Annotated in this window: 25 protein-coding genes and 3 tRNA genes; 10 read left to right on the forward strand and 18 right to left on the reverse strand. The window is 51.6% G+C overall.

The features are described from left to right. Positions 1-153: 153 nt before the first annotated feature. From etsA to AC2FCQ_RS20800, 5 genes are all read left to right on the forward strand, one after another. A complete protein-coding gene (gene etsA / locus AC2FCQ_RS20780) occupies positions 154-1,338 on the forward strand; it encodes a macrolide efflux RND transporter periplasmic adaptor subunit EtsA (protein ID WP_404759841.1) in 1,185 nt (394 codons plus the stop codon). After that, positions 1,335-3,275, forward strand: coding sequence for a MacB family efflux pump subunit (locus AC2FCQ_RS20785; protein WP_265555004.1), 1,941 nt, complete (start codon positions 1,335-1,337; stop codon positions 3,273-3,275). Before etsA ends, AC2FCQ_RS20785 begins: the two co-directional genes overlap by 4 nt. A 3-nt stretch (positions 3,276-3,278) precedes the next feature. After that, a complete protein-coding gene (gene etsC, locus AC2FCQ_RS20790) occupies positions 3,279-4,643 on the forward strand; it encodes a macrolide efflux RND transporter outer membrane subunit EtsC (RefSeq protein WP_404759843.1) in 1,365 nt (454 codons plus the stop codon). Positions 4,644-5,046: 403 nt separating this feature from the next. Then, positions 5,047-6,549 carry a glycine betaine/L-proline transporter ProP gene (proP, locus tag AC2FCQ_RS20795; RefSeq protein WP_209632692.1) on the forward strand — a complete coding sequence of 501 codons (1,503 nt, stop codon included), beginning with the start codon at positions 5,047-5,049 and terminating at the stop codon, positions 6,547-6,549. A gap of 138 nt (positions 6,550-6,687) precedes the next feature. After that, a complete protein-coding gene (locus AC2FCQ_RS20800; RefSeq protein ID WP_490307697.1) occupies positions 6,688-6,822 on the forward strand; it encodes a hypothetical protein in 135 nt (44 codons plus the stop codon). A 121-nt stretch (positions 6,823-6,943) separates the two neighbouring features. Here AC2FCQ_RS20800 and celB read toward each other — a convergent pair whose 3' ends face one another. The 4 genes from celB to AC2FCQ_RS20820 all read right to left on the reverse strand — a co-directional run bounded on the left by celB (position 6,944) and on the right by AC2FCQ_RS20820 (position 10,400). Beyond that, the gene (gene celB, locus AC2FCQ_RS20805; protein WP_404759845.1) at positions 6,944-8,305 is read right to left on the reverse strand and encodes a PTS cellobiose transporter subunit IIC; all 1,362 of its coding nucleotides are present in this window, start codon (positions 8,303-8,305) and stop codon (positions 6,944-6,946) included. Between the two features lie 57 nt (positions 8,306-8,362). After that, positions 8,363-9,664, reverse strand: coding sequence for a 6-phospho-beta-glucosidase (locus tag AC2FCQ_RS20810; protein ID WP_490307698.1), 1,302 nt, complete (start codon positions 9,662-9,664; stop codon positions 8,363-8,365). Further along, a complete protein-coding gene (locus AC2FCQ_RS20815) occupies positions 9,657-9,983 on the reverse strand; it encodes a PTS lactose/cellobiose transporter subunit IIA (protein WP_209632689.1) in 327 nt (108 codons plus the stop codon). Before AC2FCQ_RS20815 ends, AC2FCQ_RS20810 begins: the two co-directional genes overlap by 8 nt. A gap of 111 nt (positions 9,984-10,094) precedes the next feature. Next, positions 10,095-10,400, reverse strand: coding sequence for a PTS sugar transporter subunit IIB (locus AC2FCQ_RS20820; RefSeq protein WP_209632688.1), 306 nt, complete (start codon positions 10,398-10,400; stop codon positions 10,095-10,097). 407 nt (positions 10,401-10,807) lie between these two features. Between AC2FCQ_RS20820 and AC2FCQ_RS20825 the strand changes: the two genes are divergently transcribed. Then, complete coding sequence (locus AC2FCQ_RS20825; RefSeq protein WP_209632687.1) at positions 10,808-11,950, forward strand: MurR/RpiR family transcriptional regulator; 1,143 nt, start codon at positions 10,808-10,810, stop codon at positions 11,948-11,950. A 242-nt stretch (positions 11,951-12,192) separates the two neighbouring features. Continuing rightward, the gene (locus tag AC2FCQ_RS20830) at positions 12,193-12,423 is read left to right on the forward strand and encodes a biofilm development regulator YmgB/AriR family protein (RefSeq protein WP_209632686.1); all 231 of its coding nucleotides are present in this window, start codon (positions 12,193-12,195) and stop codon (positions 12,421-12,423) included. An 812-nt stretch (positions 12,424-13,235) separates the two neighbouring features. On the opposite strand, the gene AC2FCQ_RS20835 is transcribed toward AC2FCQ_RS20830, so the two are convergent. The 6 genes from AC2FCQ_RS20835 to uvrY form a co-directional block, all read right to left on the reverse strand. Next, positions 13,236-13,321, reverse strand: a tRNA-Leu gene (locus tag AC2FCQ_RS20835). 10 nt (positions 13,322-13,331) lie between these two features. Next, positions 13,332-13,405 (reverse strand) — tRNA-Cys (locus AC2FCQ_RS20840). 57 nt (positions 13,406-13,462) lie between these two features. Then, positions 13,463-13,538 (reverse strand) — tRNA-Gly (locus tag AC2FCQ_RS20845). A 145-nt stretch (positions 13,539-13,683) separates the two neighbouring features. Continuing rightward, positions 13,684-14,232 carry a CDP-diacylglycerol--glycerol-3-phosphate 3-phosphatidyltransferase gene (pgsA, locus tag AC2FCQ_RS20850; RefSeq protein ID WP_209632685.1) on the reverse strand — a complete coding sequence of 183 codons (549 nt, stop codon included), beginning with the start codon at positions 14,230-14,232 and terminating at the stop codon, positions 13,684-13,686. A 58-nt stretch (positions 14,233-14,290) separates the two neighbouring features. Continuing rightward, entirely contained in the window at positions 14,291-16,123 is a 1,833-nt protein-coding gene (gene uvrC, locus AC2FCQ_RS20855) for an excinuclease ABC subunit UvrC (RefSeq protein WP_209632684.1), read from the reverse strand. Next, positions 16,116-16,772 (reverse strand): UvrY/SirA/GacA family response regulator transcription factor, encoded by a 657-nt coding sequence (gene uvrY / locus AC2FCQ_RS20860; protein ID WP_012006273.1) that lies wholly within the window; start codon positions 16,770-16,772, stop codon positions 16,116-16,118. Before uvrY ends, uvrC begins: the two co-directional genes overlap by 8 nt. A gap of 784 nt (positions 16,773-17,556) precedes the next feature. On the opposite strand from uvrY, the gene AC2FCQ_RS20865 reads away from it, so the two are divergent. Both AC2FCQ_RS20865 and AC2FCQ_RS20870 read left to right on the forward strand, forming a co-directional pair. Beyond that, on the forward strand, positions 17,557-17,781 hold the full coding sequence (locus AC2FCQ_RS20865; RefSeq protein ID WP_020826235.1) for a DUF2594 family protein: 225 nt from the start codon (positions 17,557-17,559) through the stop codon (positions 17,779-17,781). Positions 17,782-17,896: 115 nt separating this feature from the next. Further along, a complete protein-coding gene (locus AC2FCQ_RS20870; protein WP_209632683.1) occupies positions 17,897-18,238 on the forward strand; it encodes a GlpM family protein in 342 nt (113 codons plus the stop codon). Positions 18,239-18,253: 15 nt separating this feature from the next. Here AC2FCQ_RS20870 and AC2FCQ_RS20875 read toward each other — a convergent pair whose 3' ends face one another. From AC2FCQ_RS20875 to AC2FCQ_RS20885, 3 genes are all read right to left on the reverse strand, one after another. After that, a complete protein-coding gene (locus AC2FCQ_RS20875; protein ID WP_209632682.1) occupies positions 18,254-18,685 on the reverse strand; it encodes a hypothetical protein in 432 nt (143 codons plus the stop codon). Positions 18,686-18,909: 224 nt separating this feature from the next. Continuing rightward, positions 18,910-19,224 (reverse strand): hypothetical protein, encoded by a 315-nt coding sequence (locus AC2FCQ_RS20880; protein ID WP_490307699.1) that lies wholly within the window; start codon positions 19,222-19,224, stop codon positions 18,910-18,912. Positions 19,225-19,289: 65 nt separating this feature from the next. Next, on the reverse strand, positions 19,290-19,520 hold the full coding sequence (locus AC2FCQ_RS20885) for a hypothetical protein (RefSeq protein WP_209632681.1): 231 nt from the start codon (positions 19,518-19,520) through the stop codon (positions 19,290-19,292). A 168-nt stretch (positions 19,521-19,688) separates the two neighbouring features. Here AC2FCQ_RS20885 and AC2FCQ_RS20890 point away from each other — a divergent pair, with 168 nt between their 5' ends. After that, positions 19,689-20,048, forward strand: coding sequence for a hypothetical protein (locus AC2FCQ_RS20890; RefSeq protein WP_490307700.1), 360 nt, complete (start codon positions 19,689-19,691; stop codon positions 20,046-20,048). Positions 20,049-20,105: 57 nt separating this feature from the next. Here the strand turns inward: AC2FCQ_RS20890 and AC2FCQ_RS20895 are convergent, their stop codons facing one another. From AC2FCQ_RS20895 to AC2FCQ_RS20915, 5 genes are read right to left on the reverse strand one after another with little or no spacing between them, the layout of a single operon-like run. Continuing rightward, complete coding sequence (locus AC2FCQ_RS20895; protein ID WP_209632679.1) at positions 20,106-20,261, reverse strand: hypothetical protein; 156 nt, start codon at positions 20,259-20,261, stop codon at positions 20,106-20,108. A gap of 48 nt (positions 20,262-20,309) precedes the next feature. Beyond that, positions 20,310-21,572, reverse strand: a complete 1,263-nt coding sequence (locus AC2FCQ_RS20900) for an FAD-dependent oxidoreductase (protein WP_490307701.1) — start codon at positions 21,570-21,572, stop codon at positions 20,310-20,312. Further along, complete coding sequence (locus tag AC2FCQ_RS20905; protein ID WP_209632677.1) at positions 21,565-21,825, reverse strand: (2Fe-2S)-binding protein; 261 nt, start codon at positions 21,823-21,825, stop codon at positions 21,565-21,567. Before AC2FCQ_RS20905 ends, AC2FCQ_RS20900 begins: the two co-directional genes overlap by 8 nt. Continuing rightward, entirely contained in the window at positions 21,822-22,946 is a 1,125-nt protein-coding gene (locus tag AC2FCQ_RS20910) for an NAD(P)/FAD-dependent oxidoreductase (protein ID WP_490307702.1), read from the reverse strand. Before AC2FCQ_RS20910 ends, AC2FCQ_RS20905 begins: the two co-directional genes overlap by 4 nt. Beyond that, positions 22,946-23,893, reverse strand: coding sequence for a 4-hydroxyproline epimerase (locus AC2FCQ_RS20915; RefSeq protein ID WP_490307703.1), 948 nt, complete (start codon positions 23,891-23,893; stop codon positions 22,946-22,948). Before AC2FCQ_RS20915 ends, AC2FCQ_RS20910 begins: the two co-directional genes overlap by 1 nt. Between the last annotated feature and the right edge of the window lie 18 nt (positions 23,894-23,911).

Below are 23,911 nucleotides of genomic sequence, written 5' to 3' on the forward strand. Positions count from 1 at the left end.
TTATATTCACGCCTGCCTATTGCTTTCATCCCGCGATAGTTAATAAGTGAAACTTTTGCAGTATCGACTGCCGCGTGTTTATTGTTAGTTAAAGCGCTGGATGCGACTATTAGGTTTTCTGGAGCCATCGTTTCCTCTGTTATGGATAACACAATGAAAGTCACACCACGCCATTTGGCGTTTATCCTCGCCGGTATTCTGCTGGTCGTCATTATCCTGGTTGCGCTGTTCTCGCTGCAAAACCCTTCTCAGGCTGCCTATGTCACCGCTCCCGTACGTGAGGGCAATATTGAAAATGCCGTACTGGCCACAGGTAAGCTGGATGCTTTCGAGCGGGTTAACGTGGGTGCGCAGGTGTCCGGTCAGGTCAAATCCCTGAAGGTTAAACTGGGCGAGCGAGTCACCAAAGGCCAACCCATCGCCGACATTGATGACTTGCCGCAACGCAATAATCTGCGCAACGCCGAAGCCGCACTCAACGTTGCCAAGGCTGATTTGCTGGCCAAACAGGCACTGTTAAAACAAGCCGAGTCTCGCTTTAAACGCCAAAAGCGCATGTTGGATGATGAAGCGGGTTCACGTGAAGATTTTGAAACGGCAGAGGCGACCCTCGCCGCCACCCGCGCCGAACTGGTCGCGCTGAATGCTCGCATCGTGCAAGCACAGATTGAGGTGGACAAGAAAAAGGTGGAGTTGAGCTACACCCGGATTCTGGCGCCGATGGACGGTATCGTGATTGCGGTAATTACACAGCAGGGGCAAACGGTGAATGCCAACCAGAGCGCCCCGACCATCGTTAAACTGGCCCAATTGGATGTGATGACCATCAAGGCGCAGATTTCCGAGGCCGACATTACGCGTGTATCTCAGGGACAGAAAGCCTACTTCACGATTTTTTCCGAACCAGACAAGCGTTATGACGCCACGTTGCGAACTGTCGAGTTGGCCCCTGAGTCGGTAATGAAAGACGACTCGCTCTCCGGCAGCAGTTCCGCATCAGGCTCAGGTGCATCCAATGCATCGGTGTATTACAACGCGCTTTTGGACGTGCCCAACGCAGACAACCGTCTACGGATTGCCATGACAGCTCAGGTTTCGTTACTGCTGGGCGAAGCAAAAAACACATTACTGATACCCGCTCAGGCAGTACATAAAACCGCCGACAAAAAACAGCAAGTACAGGTACTGACCCGTGATAACCGGTTAGAAATGCGTGACGTAAAAACCGGTATTACCAATAACGTTGATATTCAGATCTTGTCCGGGCTGACGGCCGGTGAAAACGTCGTGCTGGCACAGGAAAGTGCCAAAGCTGACGAGGATGGTCTATCACTGTGAATACCATCATTGAGTTGAAAGGTATTGGCCGCACCTATACCAATAGCAGTCAGCCACTCACCGTACTGAAAAACATCAACCTGAAGATCGCTGCCGGGGAGTTGGTCGCCATCATTGGTGCCTCGGGTTCAGGCAAGTCAACGCTAATGAATATCATTGGCTGTCTGGATGTGCCGGACCAGGGCGACTATTACATCAATGGCCATAATGCCGCTCACCTGTCACCAGACGAACTGGCCAAACTGCGCCGTGAACATATCGGATTTATTTTCCAGCGCTACCATTTAATGCCGGATATCAGCGCGTTGGGGAATGTTGAAATCCCTGCCATTTACGCCAACAGCAAACGCGACCAACGTCGCCAACGCGCAGCACAACTGCTGGCTCGACTCGGGTTAGAAGGCCGTGAACACCACAAACCTGGCCAGCTTTCCGGCGGCCAGCAACAGCGTGTGAGCATCGCCCGCTCATTAATCAACGGTGCGGAAATCATCCTGGCAGATGAGCCCACGGGCGCATTGGACTCAAAATCCGGGCTGGAAGTGCTGGAAATCCTTAGCGAACTTAACCAGCGCGGCCATACGGTTGTCATTGTAACCCACGATATGAAAGTGGCTCAGCATGCGCAACGTATCATCGAACTGCAGGACGGCGAGATCGTCGCCGACAGCGGCCGTAAATCACCAGGGTCTCTGCCCTCCCTGCAAAAAAGCCAGCCAGTGGCGCAAGGTTACTGGCAGAGCTTGCTCGATCGCACCCGCGAATCCTTGCACATGGCACTCAAAGCAATGAACGCCCATCGCCTGCGCACTGCGCTGACCATGACTGGGATCATTTTCGGGATCGCCGCAGTCGTCACGGTGGTTGCCCTGGGCGAAGGCGCTAAACAACGCACGCTGGAGAATATCAAAGGGTTGGGCACTAACGTCGTCAGCATCTATCCAGGGCGCGATTTTTTTGATGGCGCCATCGACAGCATCCGTACCTTGGTGCCCGCCGACGCCGACGCACTGGCCCACCAGAGCTTTGTCGACAGCGTCAGCCCTGAGGTTACGGCTTCTGACAGCATTCGTTTTCGCAGCAAATCGGCCACGGCCTCGATCAACGGCGTAGGGCGCGATTACTTCCGCGTTAACGGCTTGACGATAATACAAGGCAGCACTTTCCGGGACGATCGCAACGCGTTACAGGAAGTGATCATTGACGATAACGCACGCCTTTCGCTGTTTGGTGAGTTCGGCGTAGAGCCACTGGGGCAAATCGTGTTTCTCGGCTCAGTGCCCGCACGGGTCGTTGGCGTAGTCCAAAGCAACCAGGATTACGCGCCAAACCGCATCAGAGTCTGGATGCCTTACACCACTGTGATGTACCGCATGGTGGGTAAACCGACGCTAAGCAGTATCAGCATTAGGTTGAAAGATGATGTCTCCAATAAAGCCGCCGTCAGTGCCATTGAACAGTTACTTACCCAGCGCCACGGTGCCAAAGACTTTATGCTGTTCAACCTCGATAAATACCGTAAATCGATCGAACACACGTCAATGACCTTGAATCTGCTGATTCTGATGGTTGCTTCCGTCTCATTGATCATCGGCAGCCTCGGCGTGATGAATATCATGCTGGTTTCAGTAACCGAACGGACACATGAGATCGGCGTGCGTATGGCGGTAGGGGCGAGGCGTAGCGACATAATGCAGCAATTTATGATCGAAGCTGTGCTGGTCTGCCTGATCGGCGGCGTATTGGGTATTTTACTGTCGTTCGCCGCCGGCTCGCTGTTTACCCTGCTGGCAGGTGGCATGTTGACCGCCATCTATTCCTGGCAGGCTGCCGCCATTGCCTTTTTCTGCTCCACCTTGATCGGCATGATCTTTGGTTATCTCCCTGCCCGAAAAGCGGCGCGGATGGATCCGGTCATTTCACTGGCCAGCGAGTAACTTATGAAAATTTTATCCCCCCTGGCATTATGTGTCGCAGCACTCGTCAGTGCTGGCTGCGGCAACACGCTTAAAAGTGAATATCAGCCACCAAAGGTGGACTACCCCGCTCACTGGCAGTCAGGAACCGATGCAGCCACACCGGTTCCCTTTGACTGGCAGGATTTTCACGATCCCCAGCTAGACCGCCTGCTACAACAGGTGATGGTAAGCAACAACGATGTGGCTGCGGCTGCGTTACGTGTTTACCGTGCCCAGTTGGCAGCGCAGCGTGTCAATATCAGCACGGCTCCGAGCGTGAACGCGTCACTCAATACCGGCGCAAATACGGCTCTTTCCGATTCATCTGCCTGGAACAAAAGCAGCAGCGCTAACCTTGGTGTCAGCTATGAAGTGGACCTGTGGGGTAAATTGGCACGGCAACGGGATGCCGCAGAATGGGCAAGCCAAGCAACCCAACAGGATTTACAAAGCGCACGCTTGGCATTGCTCGCCAGCGCCAGTAAAAATTATTGGCGTATCGGCTTTATCAATCAACGGATCGGCGTCAGCCAACAAAGCATCGCGTACTCCCGACAAACGCTGCAATTGGCGAACGCACGCTACCATGCGGGCAGCGTCTCTTCGTTGGACGTCGTGGATGCAGAGCAGAGCCTAATCAATCAAGAAAGCACCCATTTGGCCCTGTTGCGTGAACGTCAGCAAGCGTTGAACGAACAGACGCTTCTGTTAGGCGCACCGCCGGGTAGCGCATTGGTTGAACCCACGCGTCTGCCAACCGGCCCGCTGCCCCAAATCAATGCAGGTATTCCAGCCAGCGTCCTGCAGCATCGCCCGGACATCAGCGCCAAAGAACTTCGCTTGCGTGAATCGCTGGCCAACGTCGACATAAAACGCACGCAGTACTATCCGGCGTTTAGCCTGACAGGTTCTTTAGGCGCCAGCAGCAGCGCCCTGCTGGAATTTTTGCGCAATCCGCTTGCCAGCGTGGGGGCTGGTCTGTCGCTGCCTTTCCTTGAATGGCGGCAAATGAACGTCGACATCAACATTGCGCGCAGCGACTATGAACTGCAAGTTCTTGAGTTCAAACAGGCTCTCTATAAAGCCATGGCTGACGTCGATAACGCCCTCTCGTTACGAACGCAATTACTCGCGCAAGAGAAGCATCTTCGCGCTGCGCTGGCATTGGCACGTAAATCTGAACAACTCAATGAAAGCCGTTACCGGCAAGGGGCAGTCCCTATCAATTTCTGGCTAGATGCGCAAAACCGCCGCCGGCTGGCGGAGCTAGCTCTGGATGAAAACCGCTTTGACCAGTACCAAAACCTGGCGCAACTTTATCTGGAATTTGGGGGTTCCCCGCAATAACACATCGGCCTGGCATTCCGCCGGGCCTTTTTCCACGCCCGTCAAATACATAAACATTGCCGGTTTTTGTGGCATTTCTTCCTATACTTTACGCATCCACGATCAGACAAAAAAACGCCAATCAGCACATTAGTTAATCGATTCATGCACTAATTCGGTGCAAAAACATAAGATAAACTGCTAAATTTGATCGCTGCAAGATATAACGTTAAGCTATACATGCAAAATAATTAGTCACCTAAATGACATATTCTCGGTGAAAATTGAGATATTACGTGATTCGCGTCACACAAAAAATGGCAATAGCCGATCTCTGTGCAAAGCACTTAGATTAGCCAAATTGATAACTGGGCAGAAGGATTGCGAATTTACGTACGACTAAAATTGATTAAGGGATGATTATATGAAGTTAAGAAAAAAACGACATAAACCGATGCATATTAATGACATCACCATTATTGACGACAGCAAACTCAAGAAGGCCATTACCGCGGCTGCATTAGGCAACGCAATGGAGTGGTTCGACTTTGGCGTCTATGGCTTTGTGGCCTACGCGCTTGGGCAAGTCTTTTTCCCTGGCGCCACTCCCGGCGTACAGATGATCGCCGCACTGGCCACCTTCTCTGTCCCCTTCCTGGTTCGTCCGCTCGGTGGCATCTTCTTTGGCGCCATGGGTGATAAGTTCGGGCGTCAAAAAGTCCTTTCCATCACCATTATTATTATGGCGGTGAGTACTTTCTGTATCGGTCTGATCCCCTCGTATGCGTCGATCGGCATCTGGGCCCCGATCTTACTGCTGCTGGCCAAGCTGGCGCAGGGCTTTTCAGTGGGTGGCGAATACTCTGGTGCAGCCATCTTCGTTGCCGAATACTCACCGGACAGAAAGCGCGGCTTTATGGGAAGCTGGCTTGATTTCGGCTCCATTGCCGGCTTTGTCATGGGTGCAGGCGTTGTAGTGCTGATTTCCAGCATCGTGGGTGAAACTAATTTCCTCGATTGGGGTTGGCGCATTCCGTTCTTTATCGCTGCGCCTTTGGGCTTAATTGGCCTCTACCTGCGTCATGCGTTGGAAGAAACCCCCGCGTTCCAGCAGCATGTGGATAAGATGGAGAAGGAAGATCGCAACGCCATCGAAAATCCACCGAAGACCTCATTCAAGGAGATTGCCGCCAAGCACTGGAAAAGCTTGCTGGTCTGTGTCGGTATCGTAATTTCAACCAACGTGACTTATTACATGTTGTTGACCTACATGCCGAGCTACCTGTCGCATAATCTGCATTATTCGGAAGACCACGGCGTCCTGATCATCATCGCCGTCATGATCGGTATGCTGTTTGTACAGCCGGTCATCGGCCTGACCAGCGATCGCATCGGCCGTAAGCCGTTTATCATCGGCGGCAGCATCGGCCTGTTGGCGCTGGCGATACCGTGCTTTATTCTGATCAACAGCAGTGTAATTGGCTTGATCTTCGTTGGCCTATTAGTGTTGGCCGTGTTGCTCAACTGCTTCACTGGCGTGATGGCTTCTATCTTGCCTGCGATGTTCCCGACGCATATTCGCTACAGCGCCCTGGCGATCTCGTTCAACATCTCGGTACTGGTTGCCGGTGCAACGCCAACGGCTGCCGCATGGTTAGTCGAATCAACCGGCAACCTCTATATGCCGGCCTACTACCTGATGGTCGTTGCGGTGATCGGTCTGATCACCGGGTTGTACATGAAGGAAACAGCCAATAAACCGCTTCGCGGCGCCACACCGGCTGCATCGGACCGGTCGGAAGCCAAAGAGCTGCTGCAAGAGAACTACGACAACATCGAACAGAAAGTCGATGACATCAATGAGCAGATCGCTGAACTGGAAAAGAAAAGACAAACGTTGATCGACCAGCACCCTAAACTGGACTAAACAACGTTCTTTGGATAAGCCACCTTCGGGTGGCTTTTTTTGGTATGCCAAATCCAGGCAAGCCTAGACTGAGGTTTTATCCCCGAAGCGATTAATGCTAGGCTTGAAAACTTGTTAACCCATTGAAGACGATAGCCAATGAATAAAATGGATCTGCCGGTTGTCATTGGAGTGGCTGCCATGATTGCAGTATGGGTAGGTGCGATATTTAACATCGGCGATATTACCCTCAACCTTGCACGCATTTTCCACTGGCTCGAAAGCCTCCGCTAATACGCTTCATCGCTCGCTCTGCCAAGTAAAAAACCGCCTGGCGGCGGTTTTGGTGTTATGGCACGCCACTTTTGTCACTCTCTACAAAAACGGCGATGGCCTCCCTGACGGGTATGCATAATTACGGTGTCGAGGTTTGTTCACCCGCCACAGCACTTTGCACCGACGCAGCCGCATGATTTTCTTCACGGTATTTTTGCTTATCCCAGGCACGGAAGAACGGGTAGTAAATCGCCATTGAAATAAGAAGATTCACGACTTGGATCACCGTTCCCGATATATGGCCGCCGGTTGCTAAATAACCGCTAATGAAAATTGGCGTGGTGAAGGGCAACGCGATACCGACTGGGGGCGTTACCAGCCCGGTTGCCATCGCACTGTAAGTCACGATCACCAAGACTACCGGCGTCAAAATAAAGGGCAGGAAGAAATACGGGTTCATCACCAACGGAATACCGAACACCATGGGTTCGCTGATGTTGAACAGGCAACCTGGCGCAGCAATTTTTCCCAACTGTTTCATCTGCGCACTACGGCTGCGCACCAGCATAAAGATCACCAATCCCAATAAGGCTCCTGTCCCACCGGGGGCAATCCACAGATCGTAAAATTGCTGAGTAATGATGTGTGGGATCGGTTGATTGTTCTGAAATGCGACCAGATTTTCCGACATATTTGCCAGCCACACCGGCTGAATAAAGACCAATACAATGGCGTCGCCATGCAGCCCCAATGTCCATAGCAGACCAATCAGGATTACCGAGAAAATCATCCCCGGCAGTGTTCCGCCCACGTGGTGCATCGGGATCCCGATCAGCGTAGCGATCATGGTGTTGATATCGCCAAACGGCGTGGCTTCAACGATAAGGCGCAACAGCAATATCACCGCCAATACGCAAAAACCTGGGATCAGTGCCAAGAAGGATTTGGCCACCGCGGGCGGAACCCCTTCCGGCATGTTGATCACCAGGTTGCGGTTATGCACAAAACGGTAGATTTCCGTCGATAGCAACGCGACGACAATCGCGACAAACAACCCCTGACTGCCGATAAAATTCATCGGCAACACGCCTTTGACGATCTGCTCGGCCGCGCCTTTCACTGGCGCAAACAACGTGTGCTGGGGAATGGTCATGATGAACGCCACCAGCGAAACAGCACCGGTACTGAGCGGGTCCATGCCGCGGTATTTTTCCGCCAGCCGGTAGGCGATGCCAAAGCTGGAGATAATCGCCATGATGTCGTAGGTTGCCTTAACCGGGTACAGCAATTTGTCGCGCCAGGCCGCGCCGAATATCTCCCCCATCAGATTGGCATAACTGGGGATCGGCAAATAGGCGAAGATCAGGAAGAATGACCCAATCAACATAAAGGGCATATTGAGAATTATGCCGTCCCGCACCGACAAAATGTGTTTTTGCCCCGCGATTTTTAACGCCGTAGGCAATACGTAACGTTCAAGAATGCTATTTAAACCCGCCATCATCCCCCCTGCCCGGCAAAGCCGGCTCTGTCGTGATTGTTATTATGGAATTTCGACTTAATTAAACTGCGGTAAATAGGCTTGATTCAGGCTCAGCACCTCATCCAACAACGGTTGTGCAATGCCGACACCACCAATCAACGGATTCACGACCAACGCCAACAGCGCACTTTGACGATCGCCATGCACGGCGGCCTCAATAGTCAGCCGTTCAAAATCTTTTACCTGTTGAGTCAGCCCGTTCATTGCCAGCGGCATCGGACCAAAACTCAGTGGGTGTGCGCCCTGTGCATCGATCACACAGTTGGTTTCAATCACCGCATCGTCCGGCAAGCCCTGAATAGCGCCGTTATTGCGGGTGTTCACCACCAGCACCTTACCGCTGTTGTTATGAATGGCACGGATCAACTCGACCGCCACTTCAGAATAGAACGCACCGCCACGGAAGCGCAGTTGTTCGGGTTTCTTATCCACTGCGGGGTCGGCATACAAAGCAAATAACTCCGCTTCAACTTTCATCACTTGCTCAGCCCGGGTCCCTTGCGCAGCAGCTGCGGCTATCTCTTCCTCCAGCATTCCAGCCGTTTGATAAAAATAGCGGTGATATGGGCAGGGAATCGCCCCCAGAGCCTGTAAAAACGCAGGCGGCCACGGCAGCTCTTTGATGTTATTCATCGACAGCGTTTCGCCATTGCTTAGCATGTTCAATACGTCGGCGGTGACATCCTTGCCGCTTTGCGTCACCTGGTGCACCCACACCATATGGTTCAACCCGGCGAAACGCAGATCCACCTGATCGTGCGGCGCTTTCAGCATGTCGGCAATCATGTGGTGCATCGTGATCGGCACATTACACACGCCGATGATCTTCGCCTTGCTGTAGCGTGATACCGCTTCGGTGACGATCCCGGCAGGATTGGTGAAGTTGATGATCCAGGCATCCGGTGCAACGGCTTCCACCGTGCGGGCCACCTCCAACATCACCGGAATGGTCCGTAGCGCTTTGGCAAAACCACCGACGCCCGTTGTCTCCTGTCCAAGACGTTGATATTTCAGCCCTAGGCGTTCGTCAGCTGCGCGGGCAGCCAATTGCCCCACCCGCAGTTGAGTTAACACAAAGCGGGCACCACGGATGGCAGGCTCCAGCGAAAAATGCACCGAAACGACCACCTGTTCCAACCCGTTACGTTTGAACATTCTTTTGGTCAGTTCAGCAATGATGCCCACTTTCTCCCGACCGGATTCAACATCCACCAGCGCCAGTTCGGTCAATGGCACATCCTGATAATGCGCGATCAACCCTTCGACCAACTCTGGCGTATAGCTACTGCCACCACCAATTACGGTTATTTTAGTCATTGCCTGCCCCTTGAGGTAAACGACGATAAAGCTCGATCATGTCAGTGGCCAGATCCTGGATCAGCATCGCGTTCATCAAATGGTCCTGCGCATGCACCAGAATTAAACTGACCGGTATTTTTCCACAGCCTTCGTCCATGCCTATCAGTTCCGTCTGCATGCTATGCGCCCGGCCGATGCCGGACTTCGCCTCTTCCAGCTTGACATCCGCGGCGTCAAACTCACCGTGACGTGCCAGTTGCAATGCCGACAGCAGAGAACTGCGTGCACTCCCGGCATGAACCAGCAGTTCCATAACACTCGTTTCCAAATCCATCATTACCTCCCCTGGCCTGATTCCAGGCACAGCAAGCCCCGACGGATTAATAAAATAATCCGCTGTAAAATAATCAAAAATAGGGTTTGAGGGGCAATGCCCCACAGGGTGTTATCAGCCCAGCAGGCCCAGTGCCTTGTCCAGCACCTTATCCCCACGCAGGGTGCCGTAATCCAACATATCAATAACCGCAACGGTTTTGCCTAATGGGGCAGCCAGTTCCGAAAGGCGCGCGTGTTCATATTTCACCTGTGGCCCTAACAGTACAATGTCCGCCCTTTCAACGATGCGTTCAAAATCCGCTACGGGTACGGCTTCAATTTCAATATCCAAAGCACGCTTTTGTGCCTCGGTTTTCATTTTTTGTACCAGCATGCTGGTAGACATTCCTGCAGCGCAGCATAAGACGATTGTTTGCATTTTTGGGTGCCTCGATTGTGACTAGCCACCTTGGCTGTGCAAATATAAAACAGTGCTGTAACACGCTTGTAAATACCTTAGATCCATACGATTTGATTATGATTTTCACTTAATCGTTAAAAAACAAATTGTTAACTAAAAATTATCATGAAAATTTTTTTCAACACTGTGATCGACGATAGAGTTTTATTCACAGACAGAATCCATAAATCCTATTTAACCTTTAAAAACAGCAAGATAAATTATTAACAACTAAACGATGAGAGGAGCATCTCGTTTTTACACAGGATGAATTGAAAATTATTTTCAGTAATTTATTCTTCTGGTTATGGCTTTATGCCGCGCGAAAAACAGGCTAGTTTGAAACACAGATCGCCGATTGGCATAACAGAAGGGACACTGCAGTCATGGATCTCGTTTACCACATTCAGTTTCGCCAAAGCCCGTTCAATCGCCAGGAGGCGAAAATTGCCCGAACCATCCTGGATAATCCCGGATTCACGTCAACGGCAACCATTGAGCAGCTGGCCGAACGTGCCGGTGTCAGTACCGAGATCGTCGCGCATTTTGCTCAGTCCCTTGGCTGCCAGGATCTTAACGACTTTGTCTCTTTGATGCGCACCCAACCCGTACCAGCAAGCGCCGCTACCGCGGTGGCTCAACCTGTATTGGGCAGCATGGATATCGCTTTCGCATCAGCCGCCGGCATCGGTAAGCTACCGGGCGTCAGTTCCACAACGCTCAGTCGTTTTGCCAAATCCATTGGTTGCGAAGATATTGGTGACATTGTCTATCAGATCCGCGCACGCCAAAATCAATTCAGCCAGCAGGAAGCAAAGGTCGCGCAAACCATTTTGGACGATGTCGCCTTCGCGTCTTCCGCCACCATCGAGCTACTTGCCACCCAGGCAGGGGTCAGTCCGGCAACGATCACGCGCTTTGCCAAAACCATTGGTTGCGATGATATTCGCGATTTGCGAATGAAATTGGCGCAGGCCAGCGTAAGCGGCTCACGCTATTTAACCGCACAAACGGCGCCTAATGGGCCACCACGCCTGTGGTTACAACGCGTTAATGACATAGAAACCACGCTCCATCAACAGCTGCAGCAGGTAGAGCATGCGGCGTTGATCGAAGCCAGCCAACACTTAAGCCAGTCCAAAAGCGTGCATATTTTTGGTGTAAATAGCATGGCACTCTACGTCAATGAATTGCAGCAACGCTTGGTCGGACTCGGCTATCCTGCCTTTGCCTGCCAGGACGCCGCGCTGATGCGTATGACGGCCTCCACGCTCAGTACGCAACAATGCGTTGTACTGCTGTCAATGAGTGGGGAAAACGCTGATTTGCTTAACGCCGCGAAGTTGGCCGGCGCTACTGGCGCTTACCGTATCGCCTTGGCCCCGGTTGGCAGCACGCTGGCTGGATTCGCCGACAAAGTATTGCCACTCAGTGGCGGTAGCGCTGCACGTTATGGACTAATGTTAACGCTCGATCTGCTGCTGGCGCAGCTACTGCCTGAGAGCCTGAGTTCGCAGACGGAAGATTAAATCTGCCTCCCTTTACCATTCGGTTCCTCCTTCAGCACAGCCCGCACTATGCCCATAACCTGAGGATTTTCCTAATTAACCATCTGGATTGCCGTTGCCTATTGATGGGAATATTCTTACTACGTTATCGTAAACCTTCCACATAGATATCAACCTAAGTGGAATTTGCAGGACTTTATTTTTTATATGGCTTCTCTGCCAGCTTCGGCTGGCATTTTAAATTTCACCAGCGGTAAAATTCTATGATCGATTATTCCCTTTACGGTCTCTGCGATAAAGATATCGAGACGTACCGTGAACACATATATCATCTGGTCGGTAAAAGTGTCATTCATGTGCTTTCCGCTAACACCCCCATCACCAAGCAAAGTATTCTCGCCTATCTGATCAAAGAGATCGAGAAACAACCCGATGACTACAGCCAAAAGCTGCACAGAGCAGCAATCGAAGTTATCGGGGTAACAGGCCGCTAAGGAGCAGCATGCGCAAGTCGGATCTATGCACCATCATCTCTATTCTCGCCGTCGTAGCCATGATGTTAGTGGCGAACTGTAGCGCGGGTGATATTTCGCTACTGGGTGCCGGGAGTTAAGATCTGACGCTTTGAAAGGCAATATCCGGTTTACATAACCGGATAGGGTCTTCATAACGGAGTGTGGCAGGCGTTATGTCACGTTAACCGCATCCTGGCAGCGCTGTGAGTTGGGCAGATGTACGCGTTGACCAAACCATGCAGGCCAGAAGCGGGTAAACCCTTTTAGATACGGCATCTTAAACCCTGATAACTAACGGCATTCACCCGTAATCGAGTTTCTGCCCTGTGGGCAAATGTCAGAATGCTGGGGAATCACGCCCAAGATTGACCCCAAAGGCCCTGAGCAGCCGGATAGCATTAAAATAGCCAACAAAAATAATCCCCCTCTCATCCCATTTTCCTTCTCATTTGCGCTATTTGGTTATAGATCACTTATCGCCGGCCGTCTTTAAAAAATGGCTTACTTTCATGTAAAAATCTGCGTATCAGGGCAATTAACATGATGACTCTTTTGCAGATTGCACAAGCTTATCGATCGGCATTGTAAGCCGACGACAGAAATGCTGATGAAATGGCCGATAGCCACCACGGTGGTTTATGCATCAAACCCTATCTGGCGCTTTGTCAGCGAGGAATCATACAGGAGAAAATGAAGAGATATGATGAAGAGGAATTTCAGATACAAAAAAACCGCCTTCCGGCGGTCACGACATTACTACTTATTGCTTGTTATTCTTGAATTTATTTTCCTGGTACCCGGGGCGGGACTTGAACCCGCACAGCCATAAGCCGAGGGATTTTAAATCCCTTGTGTCTACCGATTTCACCACCCGGGCTCGGGAAAATTGGAGGCGCGTTCCGGAGTCGAACCGGACTAGACGGATTTGCAATCCGCTACATAACCGCTTTGTTAACGCGCCTAAATTCTATTTGCCTTGTTCAGGCTAAAGCTCGTGAAACACCAGCTTTATCAAATTTGGAGCGGGAAACGAGACTCGAACTCGCGACCCCGACCTTGGCAAGGTCGTGCTCTACCAACTGAGCTATTCCCGCATCAATCAGAACTTACTGATTTTTTTGCTATCTTTCGGCAAATCACTGCTGCCGTCTGATGCGATGCATTCTACTTACCTGACGTAATGAGTCAATAAAATTGTTGTCTCATTACGTTTGTTTGACGATTTTTGCACCGCTTTGATCAGGGTTCCAGCAAATCTTTCCTGGCAGCGTTCAAATATTGGAACATTGACCAGAAAGTCAGCACCGCTGCGATGTACAACAAACCAAAAGAGACATACTCAACGGAGCGATCTGGACGCCACAACAATCCAACCAGCGACATCATTTGCGCCATGGTTTTTACTTTACCAATCCAGGATACGGCCACGCTGCTACGTTTACCAATCTCCGCCATCCACTCACGCAGTGACGAGATAATAATTTCACGGGCAATCATGGTCGCCGCAGGCAGAGTGATCCACCAGGTGTGGTAATGTTCCGCCACCAGCACCAGTGCCACAGCCACCATCACCTTATCTGCCACCGGGTCAAGGAACGCCCCGAAACGGGTAGTTTGCTTCCAGCGACGGGCGAGGAAACCATCAAACCAGTCGGTTATGGCAGCAAACACAAAGATAACGGCGCATAGCATCGGAGCCCAAGTGAATGGCAGATAAAATGCCAGTACAAAGAATGGGATCAGAACTACGCGGAACAGAGTAAGCCAAGTCGGTATATTCAATTGCATAATGCTAGGGTAACTATCTGGCTGGAGTGGAAATTAAGAGTATGTTGCTACATTGCCCTCAGTGTTTCAATGCATTGTAGATCTTTTCTGCCAATGCTTGTGAAATACCCGGCACTTTTGCAATTTCCTCCACGCTGGCGTTCAATAATGGTTGAAGTCCGCCCATATACTTCAACAACACCTGTCGCCTTTTTGGCCCAACACCGTCGATCAGTTCCAACGCGCTGGTATTTCTTACTTTTGCCCTTTTCTGGCGATGTCCGGTGATTGCGTGGTTATGCGAATCATCGCGGATATGCTGGATCACATGCAGCGCCGGCGAATCCGACGGCAGAGCAATGCCCTCGCCTTCCGGTACAAAGAACAACGTCTCTAACCCGGCTTTACGATCGGCGCCTTTAGCAATGCCAATCAGTAAAGGTTTGTTTTTATCCCAGGTCACATTCAGCGAGTTAAACACATCAATCGCCATGCCCAGTTGCCCTTTACCACCATCAATAAAGATAACGTCAGGGATTTTTTTCTCTTCCAGCGCCTTACCGTAACGGCGTTTCAGCACTTGCGCCATCGCGGCATAGTCATCACCCGGCGTAATACCGGTGATATTATAGCGCCGATATTCAGAACGCAGCGGCCCATTACCATCAAATACCACGCAGGACGCGACCGTTTGTTCTCCCATGGTATGGCTGATGTCGAAGCATTCCATGCGGTTAATCTCGGTCAGGTTCAACACTTTAGCCAATTCTGCAAGCCGCTGGTGAATCGTCGACTGCTGGGAAAGTTTGGTCGTCAGCGCGGTCGCCGCGTTTGTACGCGCCAGTTTAAGGTAACGCGCACGATCCCCTCGCGGTTTACTCTGGATCTGAATCTTACGACCCGCCAGTTCAGAGAGCGACTCAGCCAGCAGGTCTTTTTCCGGCAAGGTGAAATCCAACAGAATCTCCGCCGGCAAGGTGCGCATCTGGCTACCCTGTAAATAGAACTGGCCGACAAATGTTTGTACGACTTCGCTCATTTCGGTGCCGCCCGGTACTTTCGGGAAATAACTACGGCTGCCCAACACTTTGCCCTGGCGAATAAACAGCACGTGCAGGCAAGCCATACCTGCCTCGAACGCCACGCCGATCACGTCCAGATCGTCACTATTGCCAGAAACAAACTGACGTTCAGTTACCCGCCGAACCGCCTGGATCTGATCGCGTATGCGCGCGGCGTCTTCAAAGTTCAATGCTTTACTGGCGTTTTCCATCCGTTCAATCAACTGATGCAATACCTGCTGATCTTTACCCGACAGGAACAGACGCACATAGTCCACCTGCTGTTGGTATTCATCCTCGCTGACTAGCCCGGCGACACAAGGCCCCAGGCATCGACCGATCTGGTACTGCAGACAAGGCCGTGAGCGGTTGCGGTACACACTGTTCTCACATTGGCGTATCGGGAACAGTTTCTGCAACAGCGCCAGCGTCTCGCGTACAGCATAGGAATTGGGGAATGGGCCAAAGTATTCGCCCTTGGCGTGTTTGGCACCACGATGCACAGCCAGCCGCGGGTGGCTGTCCGCACTGAGGAAGATCAGCGGATAAGATTTATCGTCTCGCAAAAGAACATTATATCGCGGCTGGTATAACTTTATGTAGTTATGTTCCAGCAACAGCGCTTCTGTTTCGGTATGCGTAACAGTTACGTCTATTTGCGCGATATTTTTAACCAACGTCTCCGTTTTGCGGCTACCAACCTGCTGGCGAAAGTAACTGGAGAGGCGTTTTTTCAGGTCTTTGGCTTTGCCGACATAGATAACCGTGCCACTAGCGTCATACATACGGTAGACGCCAGGTTGGCTGGTTACGGTGCTTAGAAATGCTTTGGCATCAAAACGGTCACTCACTGCTTAACAACGTCTCCGCATTGAACAATCCGTGTCGGATAGCCAGGTGTGTCAATTCGACATCGCCGCTGATATTCAGCTTACTGAACATACGGTAACGGTAACTGTTCACTGTTTTAGGGCTGAGGCTCAGTTGCTCTGAGATTTCATTCACCTTTTTGCCTTTGGTGATCATCAGCATAATTTGCAGTTCGCGCTCAGACAGGCAGCTGAACGGCGTCTCAGTCTGCGGTTCCAGCTGGCTCAGAGCCATCTGCTGGGCGATGTCGGACGCGATATATCGCTGCCCGGCCTGCACGGCACGAATAGCATTGACGACATCCTGTGGGGCCGCCCCCTTGCTCAGGTAACCCGCAGCGCCCGCCTGCATTACTTTGGCAGGCAATGGATTTTCCGTATGAATAGTCAGCATGATGACTTTAACGTCGGGCGCATAACGTACAATTTTACGCGTGGCTTCCAACCCGCCAATACCCGGCATATTCATATCCATAAGAACGATATCTACAGCATTGCCACGGCACCATTTAACGGCATCCTCACCGCACTGGGCCTCACCGACAACTTTTATACCTTTGATATCTTCCAGAATGCGTCGTATCCCTGCGCGCACCAGTTCGTGGTCATCAACAAGAAGAACGCTAATCAAGGAAAAATCTCCAAAAAGAAGGGAGTAACGCAATCAGCCTCTGTTATAGCCTGAGATATTACTTGTTTTTCAGACAAGAATGAACACAGATTAATACTTACTCCCGATTAACTTTGCGCAGTGGGCCTGACTTTTGAATTTTAGTCCCTAACGCAGCCCGATAAAAGCCAGCCTGCCGATGAAAATAGGCGATGTAAATATTACGGTGCATACCTTTGCCCCATGATACAGAACCCAAGGTTAACTACAGGTAAAATCAGTGTAAGCAATCGCAACATTGATAATATTAACACGAATACAATACCATTGTAATTCATTGAAAATGAACAAAATAGCAACCATTCATTTATCTGCCCCTTGGGTAACCACGATGGAAGACATTATTTCCTTATCTTACGGGCAACACATGGCAGGTAGATAGCATTGATATTTTAAATAACTTGTGCACGTTAACTGCGAGTTAGCGATCAAATACTTATTAAGTTTGGAAAAATAACTAACCTATTATTCTCCAACAAACCTGATGTCTGGCAGCAAGCTGCCGATTCATTAATCACTAATGAGTACGTGCCCTAATATGGCGACAGTGACACCTTCGCCCGATCCCGCAGCCTCCTCCCCGTGCTGGCACAGCCCCATCAGTGCAGATGCATTTCTGCATGCTATGCTATACTCCGCGCCCAGTTAAAGACGCATCTGCACGCCAGAGTGAATGAAGCCGGTGCGGGTGCGCATCAAAAATGCATATTGTTTCAGGCTTCGGCCTCAAAAATCAGGAGAGAAAATGAGCAACGTTGATTTCACTACGTCTGCAAACCCGGAAACGCTGGCAACAGAAGTCGCCTGTCTTAAAGCCACGCTGACGCTGATCCTGAAGTCGATCGGCCAGGCTGATGCCGGGAAAGTCATTATCAACATGGAACGCTTTATCGCACAAATCGAAGATCCGACCCAGGCCGAAATCTTTAAAAACAGCATTCAGCAGATTAAGCACGCCTACCGTCAATAATCTGTCTCCTTCAGGCCTGCCGTCAGGGCGGGCCCGCTTTCCTCTGCGGTTTCCGACGAATTGATTCCCTTGGTTATTTCAGGCAATGTGTTTTTTATTTACGCCAGAGAGACATATGGGCATCGTGGTTAAAGCGCTGATCGGCGCGTTGGTGGTGGTATTCATTGCGCTGCTTGCCAAAAGTCGCAGTTACTATATTGCAGGTCTTGTGCCATTGTTCCCCACTTTTGCACTGATTGCTCATTACATTGTCGGCAGCGAACGTTCGATAGAAGCCCTGAGAACCACGCTGATTTTCGGCATGTGGGCCGTGTTACCCTATCTGGTCTACCTGATCTCACTGTATTGCTTTATCAACAGCATGAAGCTGTCTTGGGCACTGCTGGCTGCCGTATTGTGTTGGATCGCCGCAGCGTGGCTATTGGTTAGCCTATGGGGATGGTGGCAGGGGCGCTGACGGCCCCCGCCAGGTTTATGGCTTGCTGGCCTGCAGGACAAATCCGCGTTGCATATCGCCGGCGATTCGGAAATAACGGCTCTCACCGGCACGTAACGTCATCGGTAAGCGGCCGTTGGTATCGCGCCAAATGCACAGGCTATTTTCGATCATATCCTGCCCAATGCTAATTTCATTATTACCTACGGGTATCCGAAACTCGGCCTTCTCTTTGGCCGCCAGTGATGCAGCAAACTCTCCGTTGATATACACCCCGGTACGGCAACTCCCTGCCAACATCCCGCTGTCACGAACAACGACTACCGTTGCAAATGGCGTTTGCGGCACGTTCTGATAAAGCAACAAACGGCTAGGTGGTGGTAACTCCGCCTGTTGTAATGGAACACTTTGGGTGGCGCAGCCAGACAACAACATGGCCGTAACGAGTAAAGCGGCGTAATGCTTCATCCTGAGCTCCTGAAAAAAAACGATCCTCATAGTAGCAAGAGAATAACCGCCGACCGTAGCACTGAAGCGCTGTTGGTAGAAAAATAAGATAACTTCCAATGCTCTGGGGAGGATAGAAAAGAGGGCCATCTCCGCTTACCCACATTTTTCTATGTATAACAACCGGAAACATAAGAATATTCTGGTGTTATTATATTGAAATAGATAGGATTTTTATGGATAATCTAAAGCTTAACCATGCGTTTCTTAATGTCATCTTGAAAAACGCCACTCACATAGTTAAAGCCTTCATCTGTCACGTAAACTCGCGAATAGCCATTTTCCGATAATTCAGTCACCATATAACCGGAACTGATCATCTCCGGAGAGGGTGCATTCATCAGGGTGATAAAGCCCCGTCCTCGACACCACTGATAAAAACGCGTACGACCATAGCCCAATGAATCACCCACATCTGAAAGATTTCTCAACCCATCATAATTATCTGATAATGAAGGTAAACCAGCACTGTTTTTAGGCACTTCAGGTTTATTCGCCAAAATAAAACTCCCTTTAATGTCTTCATCATCATGACAATCATCTATCGATCCTGAATCTAGAAAATTTACACATGGATTGCAATCGCATTACCTGAAAATTCAATAATAGTTTTAACTGTGAAAACCCATAAAAAGCAATATAAATACCCTGCAACCAATTTTGCATACTTTAAATATCCTTTCTTAACCAAGAATAAAGAAAAACCCTTGGGTAAATATCTTAAAAATGCAGGAATATAAAACCCGAAAAAAAACTTAGCGCGTGTATTATCACAATTAATTATTATTTCAATCATCAGTGAATTTCTCAGCCTCCATCCAGGCCGGCAGACTACATCAACCTCATCTAAACAATAACTATTATCATTTCCTTTTTTGGCACCAATTTATTACACTCCCCCCTTCCTCTGCTAGGAAAATTCCTAGGGAGTGCGTATAGGACGAAAGGAAGAGTCAGGGACACCATGAAGACGTATAGATTTTTGATTATATTACCATTAATGACATTGAACGCCTGTACACAGTGGGAAAGAGCGGGTGCTGGCGCTGCCACTCGCGATGCTGAATATGCCGAATGCAAAGGGCGCGGCTTCGAGCGTTTTCCACCCGACGTGGTGAGAGATTTTGAATTTAGCTACGAAAACACCTATCAGACTTGCGAGAAAGATAAGAAGGACTGCCCGGCAGGTTATCGCTACGAAAAACAACCCTCGTTTAAAACGGTGCAAAATGATCGTAATGAGGGGGCCCGTTCGGCAACCATCGAAGCCTGCATGTACGGCAAAGGCTGGCATGAGAAAACGTATTATTGGCCACAGTATTAGGAATGCCAATGACGGGGTTGGCATGGCGCCTTCACCGATAGCGCGTGCCGCCGGAGATTATTCATCATCACCGTGCGGCATGCCGGACCTGGGTTTACGCTTGTCCCCTTCCGGCTTTTTATCTTTTGCCGCTGATAATGCCCGGCCAATCAGCCACAACAACAGCGGCATTAGCAGCAGGCACAGCCCCAGTGTAATCAGTGCATTTGTCATCCGTTCTCCGCCCGATTTTTCCGCTCACTCTGTCTGAGTGTAGCAGGCTTATCCGTCGGTTTTTATCCTTCCCAAGCGCGCCAATGTTGCCCCCCTTACCGGTGTTAATGGAATGCGCGGCGTTGAAAACTGCCAGCCGAACACGTGGCGTGCCGCTGTCGCACAGATCTTGCCCTGGCAGGCCCCCATGCCACAGCGGCTCCTCAACTTGGCCGACGTCCAGTCAGGCAAGCCACTAACCTCCCCCAGCGACACATCTTCACAACGGCACAACAATGTTTCGGGTGTTGCCAGCGCTTTCAATGCTGGATTAAGCACAAAGGCTCGCGCCACCGCATCAGAAAATTGCTGCCACTTGGCACGTTGTGCCGTTAATGCCTGCATATTCTCCAGATTGCCGGTTGCGGCATATCCAGCAATGGCGCCTTCAGCCAGCGCCAGTTCACTGCCGCCAATACCGGTACATTCACCGGCTGCATAAATATTCGCTTGGCTGGTCTGCTGGTCATCGCCCACCGCAATAACGTCATTGTCGATACGGCATCCCAATAGCATCGCCAGCTCGATATTCGCCACCAGCCCAAAACCACAGGCCAAACGTTCGCAGTCCAGTGTCACCACGCGCCCGCCTTTTTTAATCCTAACCGCTTTTAGCCGCTGTTCACCTAACGCCTCCAGCACATGGCAGCCTGGACGATAATGGCTATTGGCGAGAGCAAAAGACTGGCGTAACTTCACAGGCCAACGCCATAACCCGCCGGCAAAAGCCGCTATTTGCGAGACGGGCGCTTGCTCCGCCAGCATTATCACTTCCCCCCCTGCGCTGGCAACACTGTTGGCAACGGCCAGCAGCAATGGGCCGCTACCCGCAATAACCACCCGCTCTCCTTTAATAGGTAGCCCTTGCTTAATTTGCGCCTGCAGGCCGCCCGCGCCGGTCACGCCCGGCAACGTCCAACCGGGAAACGGGAGCAACAGTTCCCGAGCGCCGCAGCACAAAATCAGTTTTTGATACTCCACGGTGCCACTGTCCGCCGCATCTTCGTAGAGAATGCTTTGCGGCCCACACTGGGCTACGATTTTGACACCATTAAGCAATGTTATATTACTCTGTGCCTCAACGGCCCGACGGTATTGCTGCGCTAGCGTAGGTAGCGCTACAGTCGGCCCATCGCGCCAGATTTGCCCACCCAGACGGAGGTTGTCGTCAAGCACCAGCACTGACCGGCCACTCTCTGCCGCAGCGCAAGCCGCCGCTAACCCTGCAGGACCAGCACCAACAATCAGTACATCACACGTGAGCTCACTCATTCTCTGTCCTTTCAATATGCATTCCAGGTTGACACAGTGTCTGACACGCCAGCCTCCGAAGCCCATTCACCGTGACACGACACTCTTGGCAGATACCCATGCCACAAAACGGCGCACGTAATTGGCCGCTGACAGAAAAACGGCACCCATCCTGTCCACTCAGGCTGAGCGCAGCTGCCACGGTAATGCCCTCCGGCACGCAGAGAGTTTCACCGTTAAGGGTTAACGTAAGTAGAGTCTGTTTCTTGTTCATACTGACAACACCTCTTTCCGAAACATGCGCGATGCCAGATAAGGCGTGTCATCAATGGCCGGTCGATGATTATGGATCTGCGCCGCGATCAGTGCTGCGCTGCCCAACGCTGTGGTGACACCCAACCCTTCGTGACCTAACGCTAACCATAACCAGCGATGTTGAGGATGCGGGCCCAGCAGCGGCAAGCCGTCGGCAGACGCGGCGCGTTGACCGGTCCAGCAGCGGATAATGTTCATCTGAGCCAGTTCAGGCAGGAAGGTGTTGGCGCGTGCCAACATGGCGGCCAGCAATACCATATCGATAGTGCTGTCAGGGACATCAAACTGGCGCGACGAGCCGATCAACAACTGGCCTGTTGGGCGAGCCTGAACGTTAAATGCTACCGAAGTGCCATCACTGGCATGGGCACTGGCGCCATAACCCAGTTCAACCAATTGATGACGAACCCGCCTGGGGTAGCGATCGGTGATCGCAAGATGCCCTTTCTTCGCACGTAATAAGGGGTGTTCCAACAGCCTATCGGCCTGCAGGCCACTGGCCAGTACGACAACCGGCGCCGTTAGCCGTTCACCGCAGGCCAACACGACGGCCTGCGCTTCCAGCGCGATCGCCTCACCCGTGATCACCCTGACCGCAGACCCAGCGTCAGCGACTAACCACCCGGCAACGTTAGGGGCATACACGATGCCGTCACCCGGCACGCGTAATCCCCCCGCCAACCCGGCACGCAGCATAGGTTCCAGCCCCGCAACCTGAGTGGGGCTCAATATTTCACTGGCAACCTCATATTCCGCCATACGTTGCCGCTTGCCTGCGGCAATGGCCATTTCATCGTCCCGCTCTGCCAGCCACAACGTACCACAACCGCGCCAGGCGCAGCTTTCCGGTATCCGGTCCACCACGCTGCGCCACAGTTGCAGCGAGTAGGCGCTTAAGGCCAGTTCCGCCGGGTTATCATCCATACAAACCAGATGCCCCATGCCTGCTGCCGTCGCACCCGCACGCTGATTGTCTACCAGCAGGACTTGAACCCCCTGCCTTGCCAGCTGCCAGGCGCAGGCAGCACCAATGATGCCAGCCCCCACCACAATCGCCTCGGCACGCCTGCAGGCAACCATTAACGGATCCCCCAAATAAAGGGATCACGCTCATCTAACAACAGTTGGCTGTCAGCACACACATAGGCTTGCCCACGAATAAACGGCGTCACGCGATCGCCGTTATGCTGGTAATAGCCGCTGAATTGGCTACCAATCACACTTGCCTGACGCCAAATTTCTCCTGGCTGTAATTTTCCGTCAGCGGCCAGACAGGCCAGCTTTGCACTGGTGCCAGTACCGCAGGGGGAACGGTCATAAGCCTTGCCCGGGCACAGTACAAAGTTGCGGCTGTCAGCCTGCGTATCGGCGGCAAAGAGTTCGATGTGATCAATCATGCCACCCTCTTCCCCATAAATCCCCGCCAGCTCCAGAGCCTGACGCACAGCCCAACAAAAGGCCGTGAGGGCCTCCAAATTTTGCGTATTGATAGCCAGATGATGCTCGCCGATCAGAAAAAACCAGTTCCCGCCCCAGGCAATATCGCCAACCACCGTTCCGTACCCCGCCACCTCAACCGCAACCTGTCGGCGATATCGGTAAGCGGGCACGTTTTCCACTGTTACACTGCCATCCGCGTGCAACGTGGCATTCACCGTACCCACCGGGGTTTCTACCAGGTGCTCCCCTACGCCAATCCGCCCCAGATAGGCCAGCGAGGCCACCAGTCCGATAGTGCCGTGGCCGCACATCCCCAGATAACCGGCGTTATTAAAGAAAATCACCCCTGCCGTTGCCTGTGGTGAACAGGGTTCACACAGCAAAGCCCCCACCAGCACGTCATTGCCGCGAGGCTCCAGAATAATAGCGCTGCGCCAGTCGTCATACTGTTGGGCAAACAGTGCCTTGCGCTCCGCCATACTGCCGGTGCCCAATGTGGGGAATCCATCGACGATCAGCCGTGTTGGCTCACCGCCAGTATGGGAATCGATCGCGCGCAGCCGGGTGAATTGCGAAGTAAGAGCCATCGGAGTCTCCTGGGTTAA

The organism is Serratia sp. CoH_134_PS_4 (assembly GCF_058190535.1).

Bases quoted from the DNA above. Each gene is read 5' to 3' on its own strand.
- etsA (WP_404759841.1), top strand. From the start codon at position 154: ATGAAAGTCACACCACGCCATTTGGCGTTTATCCTCGCCGGTATTCTG.
- etsC (WP_404759843.1), top strand. From the start codon at position 3,279: ATGAAAATTTTATCCCCCCTGGCATTATGTGTCGCAGCACTCGTCAGT.
- proP (WP_209632692.1), top strand. From the start codon at position 5,047: ATGAAGTTAAGAAAAAAACGACATAAACCGATGCATATTAATGACATC.
- AC2FCQ_RS20800 (WP_490307697.1), top strand. From the start codon at position 6,688: ATGAATAAAATGGATCTGCCGGTTGTCATTGGAGTGGCTGCCATGATT.
- celB (WP_404759845.1), bottom strand. From the start codon at position 8,305: ATGGCGGGTTTAAATAGCATTCTTGAACGTTACGTATTGCCTACGGCG.
- AC2FCQ_RS20810 (WP_490307698.1), bottom strand. From the start codon at position 9,664: ATGACTAAAATAACCGTAATTGGTGGTGGCAGTAGCTATACGCCAGAG.
- AC2FCQ_RS20815 (WP_209632689.1), bottom strand. From the start codon at position 9,983: ATGATGGATTTGGAAACGAGTGTTATGGAACTGCTGGTTCATGCCGGG.
- AC2FCQ_RS20820 (WP_209632688.1), bottom strand. From the start codon at position 10,400: ATGCAAACAATCGTCTTATGCTGCGCTGCAGGAATGTCTACCAGCATG.
- AC2FCQ_RS20825 (WP_209632687.1), top strand. From the start codon at position 10,808: ATGGATCTCGTTTACCACATTCAGTTTCGCCAAAGCCCGTTCAATCGC.
- AC2FCQ_RS20830 (WP_209632686.1), top strand. From the start codon at position 12,193: ATGATCGATTATTCCCTTTACGGTCTCTGCGATAAAGATATCGAGACG.
- pgsA (WP_209632685.1), bottom strand. From the start codon at position 14,232: ATGCAATTGAATATACCGACTTGGCTTACTCTGTTCCGCGTAGTTCTG.
- AC2FCQ_RS20865 (WP_020826235.1), top strand. From the start codon at position 17,557: ATGAGCAACGTTGATTTCACTACGTCTGCAAACCCGGAAACGCTGGCA.
- AC2FCQ_RS20870 (WP_209632683.1), top strand. From the start codon at position 17,897: ATGGGCATCGTGGTTAAAGCGCTGATCGGCGCGTTGGTGGTGGTATTC.
- AC2FCQ_RS20875 (WP_209632682.1), bottom strand. From the start codon at position 18,685: ATGAAGCATTACGCCGCTTTACTCGTTACGGCCATGTTGTTGTCTGGC.
- AC2FCQ_RS20885 (WP_209632681.1), bottom strand. From the start codon at position 19,520: ATGATTGAAATAATAATTAATTGTGATAATACACGCGCTAAGTTTTTT.
- AC2FCQ_RS20890 (WP_490307700.1), top strand. From the start codon at position 19,689: ATGAAGACGTATAGATTTTTGATTATATTACCATTAATGACATTGAAC.
- AC2FCQ_RS20895 (WP_209632679.1), bottom strand. From the start codon at position 20,261: ATGACAAATGCACTGATTACACTGGGGCTGTGCCTGCTGCTAATGCCG.
- AC2FCQ_RS20900 (WP_490307701.1), bottom strand. From the start codon at position 21,572: ATGAGTGAGCTCACGTGTGATGTACTGATTGTTGGTGCTGGTCCTGCA.
- AC2FCQ_RS20905 (WP_209632677.1), bottom strand. From the start codon at position 21,825: ATGAACAAGAAACAGACTCTACTTACGTTAACCCTTAACGGTGAAACT.
- AC2FCQ_RS20910 (WP_490307702.1), bottom strand. From the start codon at position 22,946: ATGGTTGCCTGCAGGCGTGCCGAGGCGATTGTGGTGGGGGCTGGCATC.
- AC2FCQ_RS20915 (WP_490307703.1), bottom strand. From the start codon at position 23,893: ATGGCTCTTACTTCGCAATTCACCCGGCTGCGCGCGATCGATTCCCAT.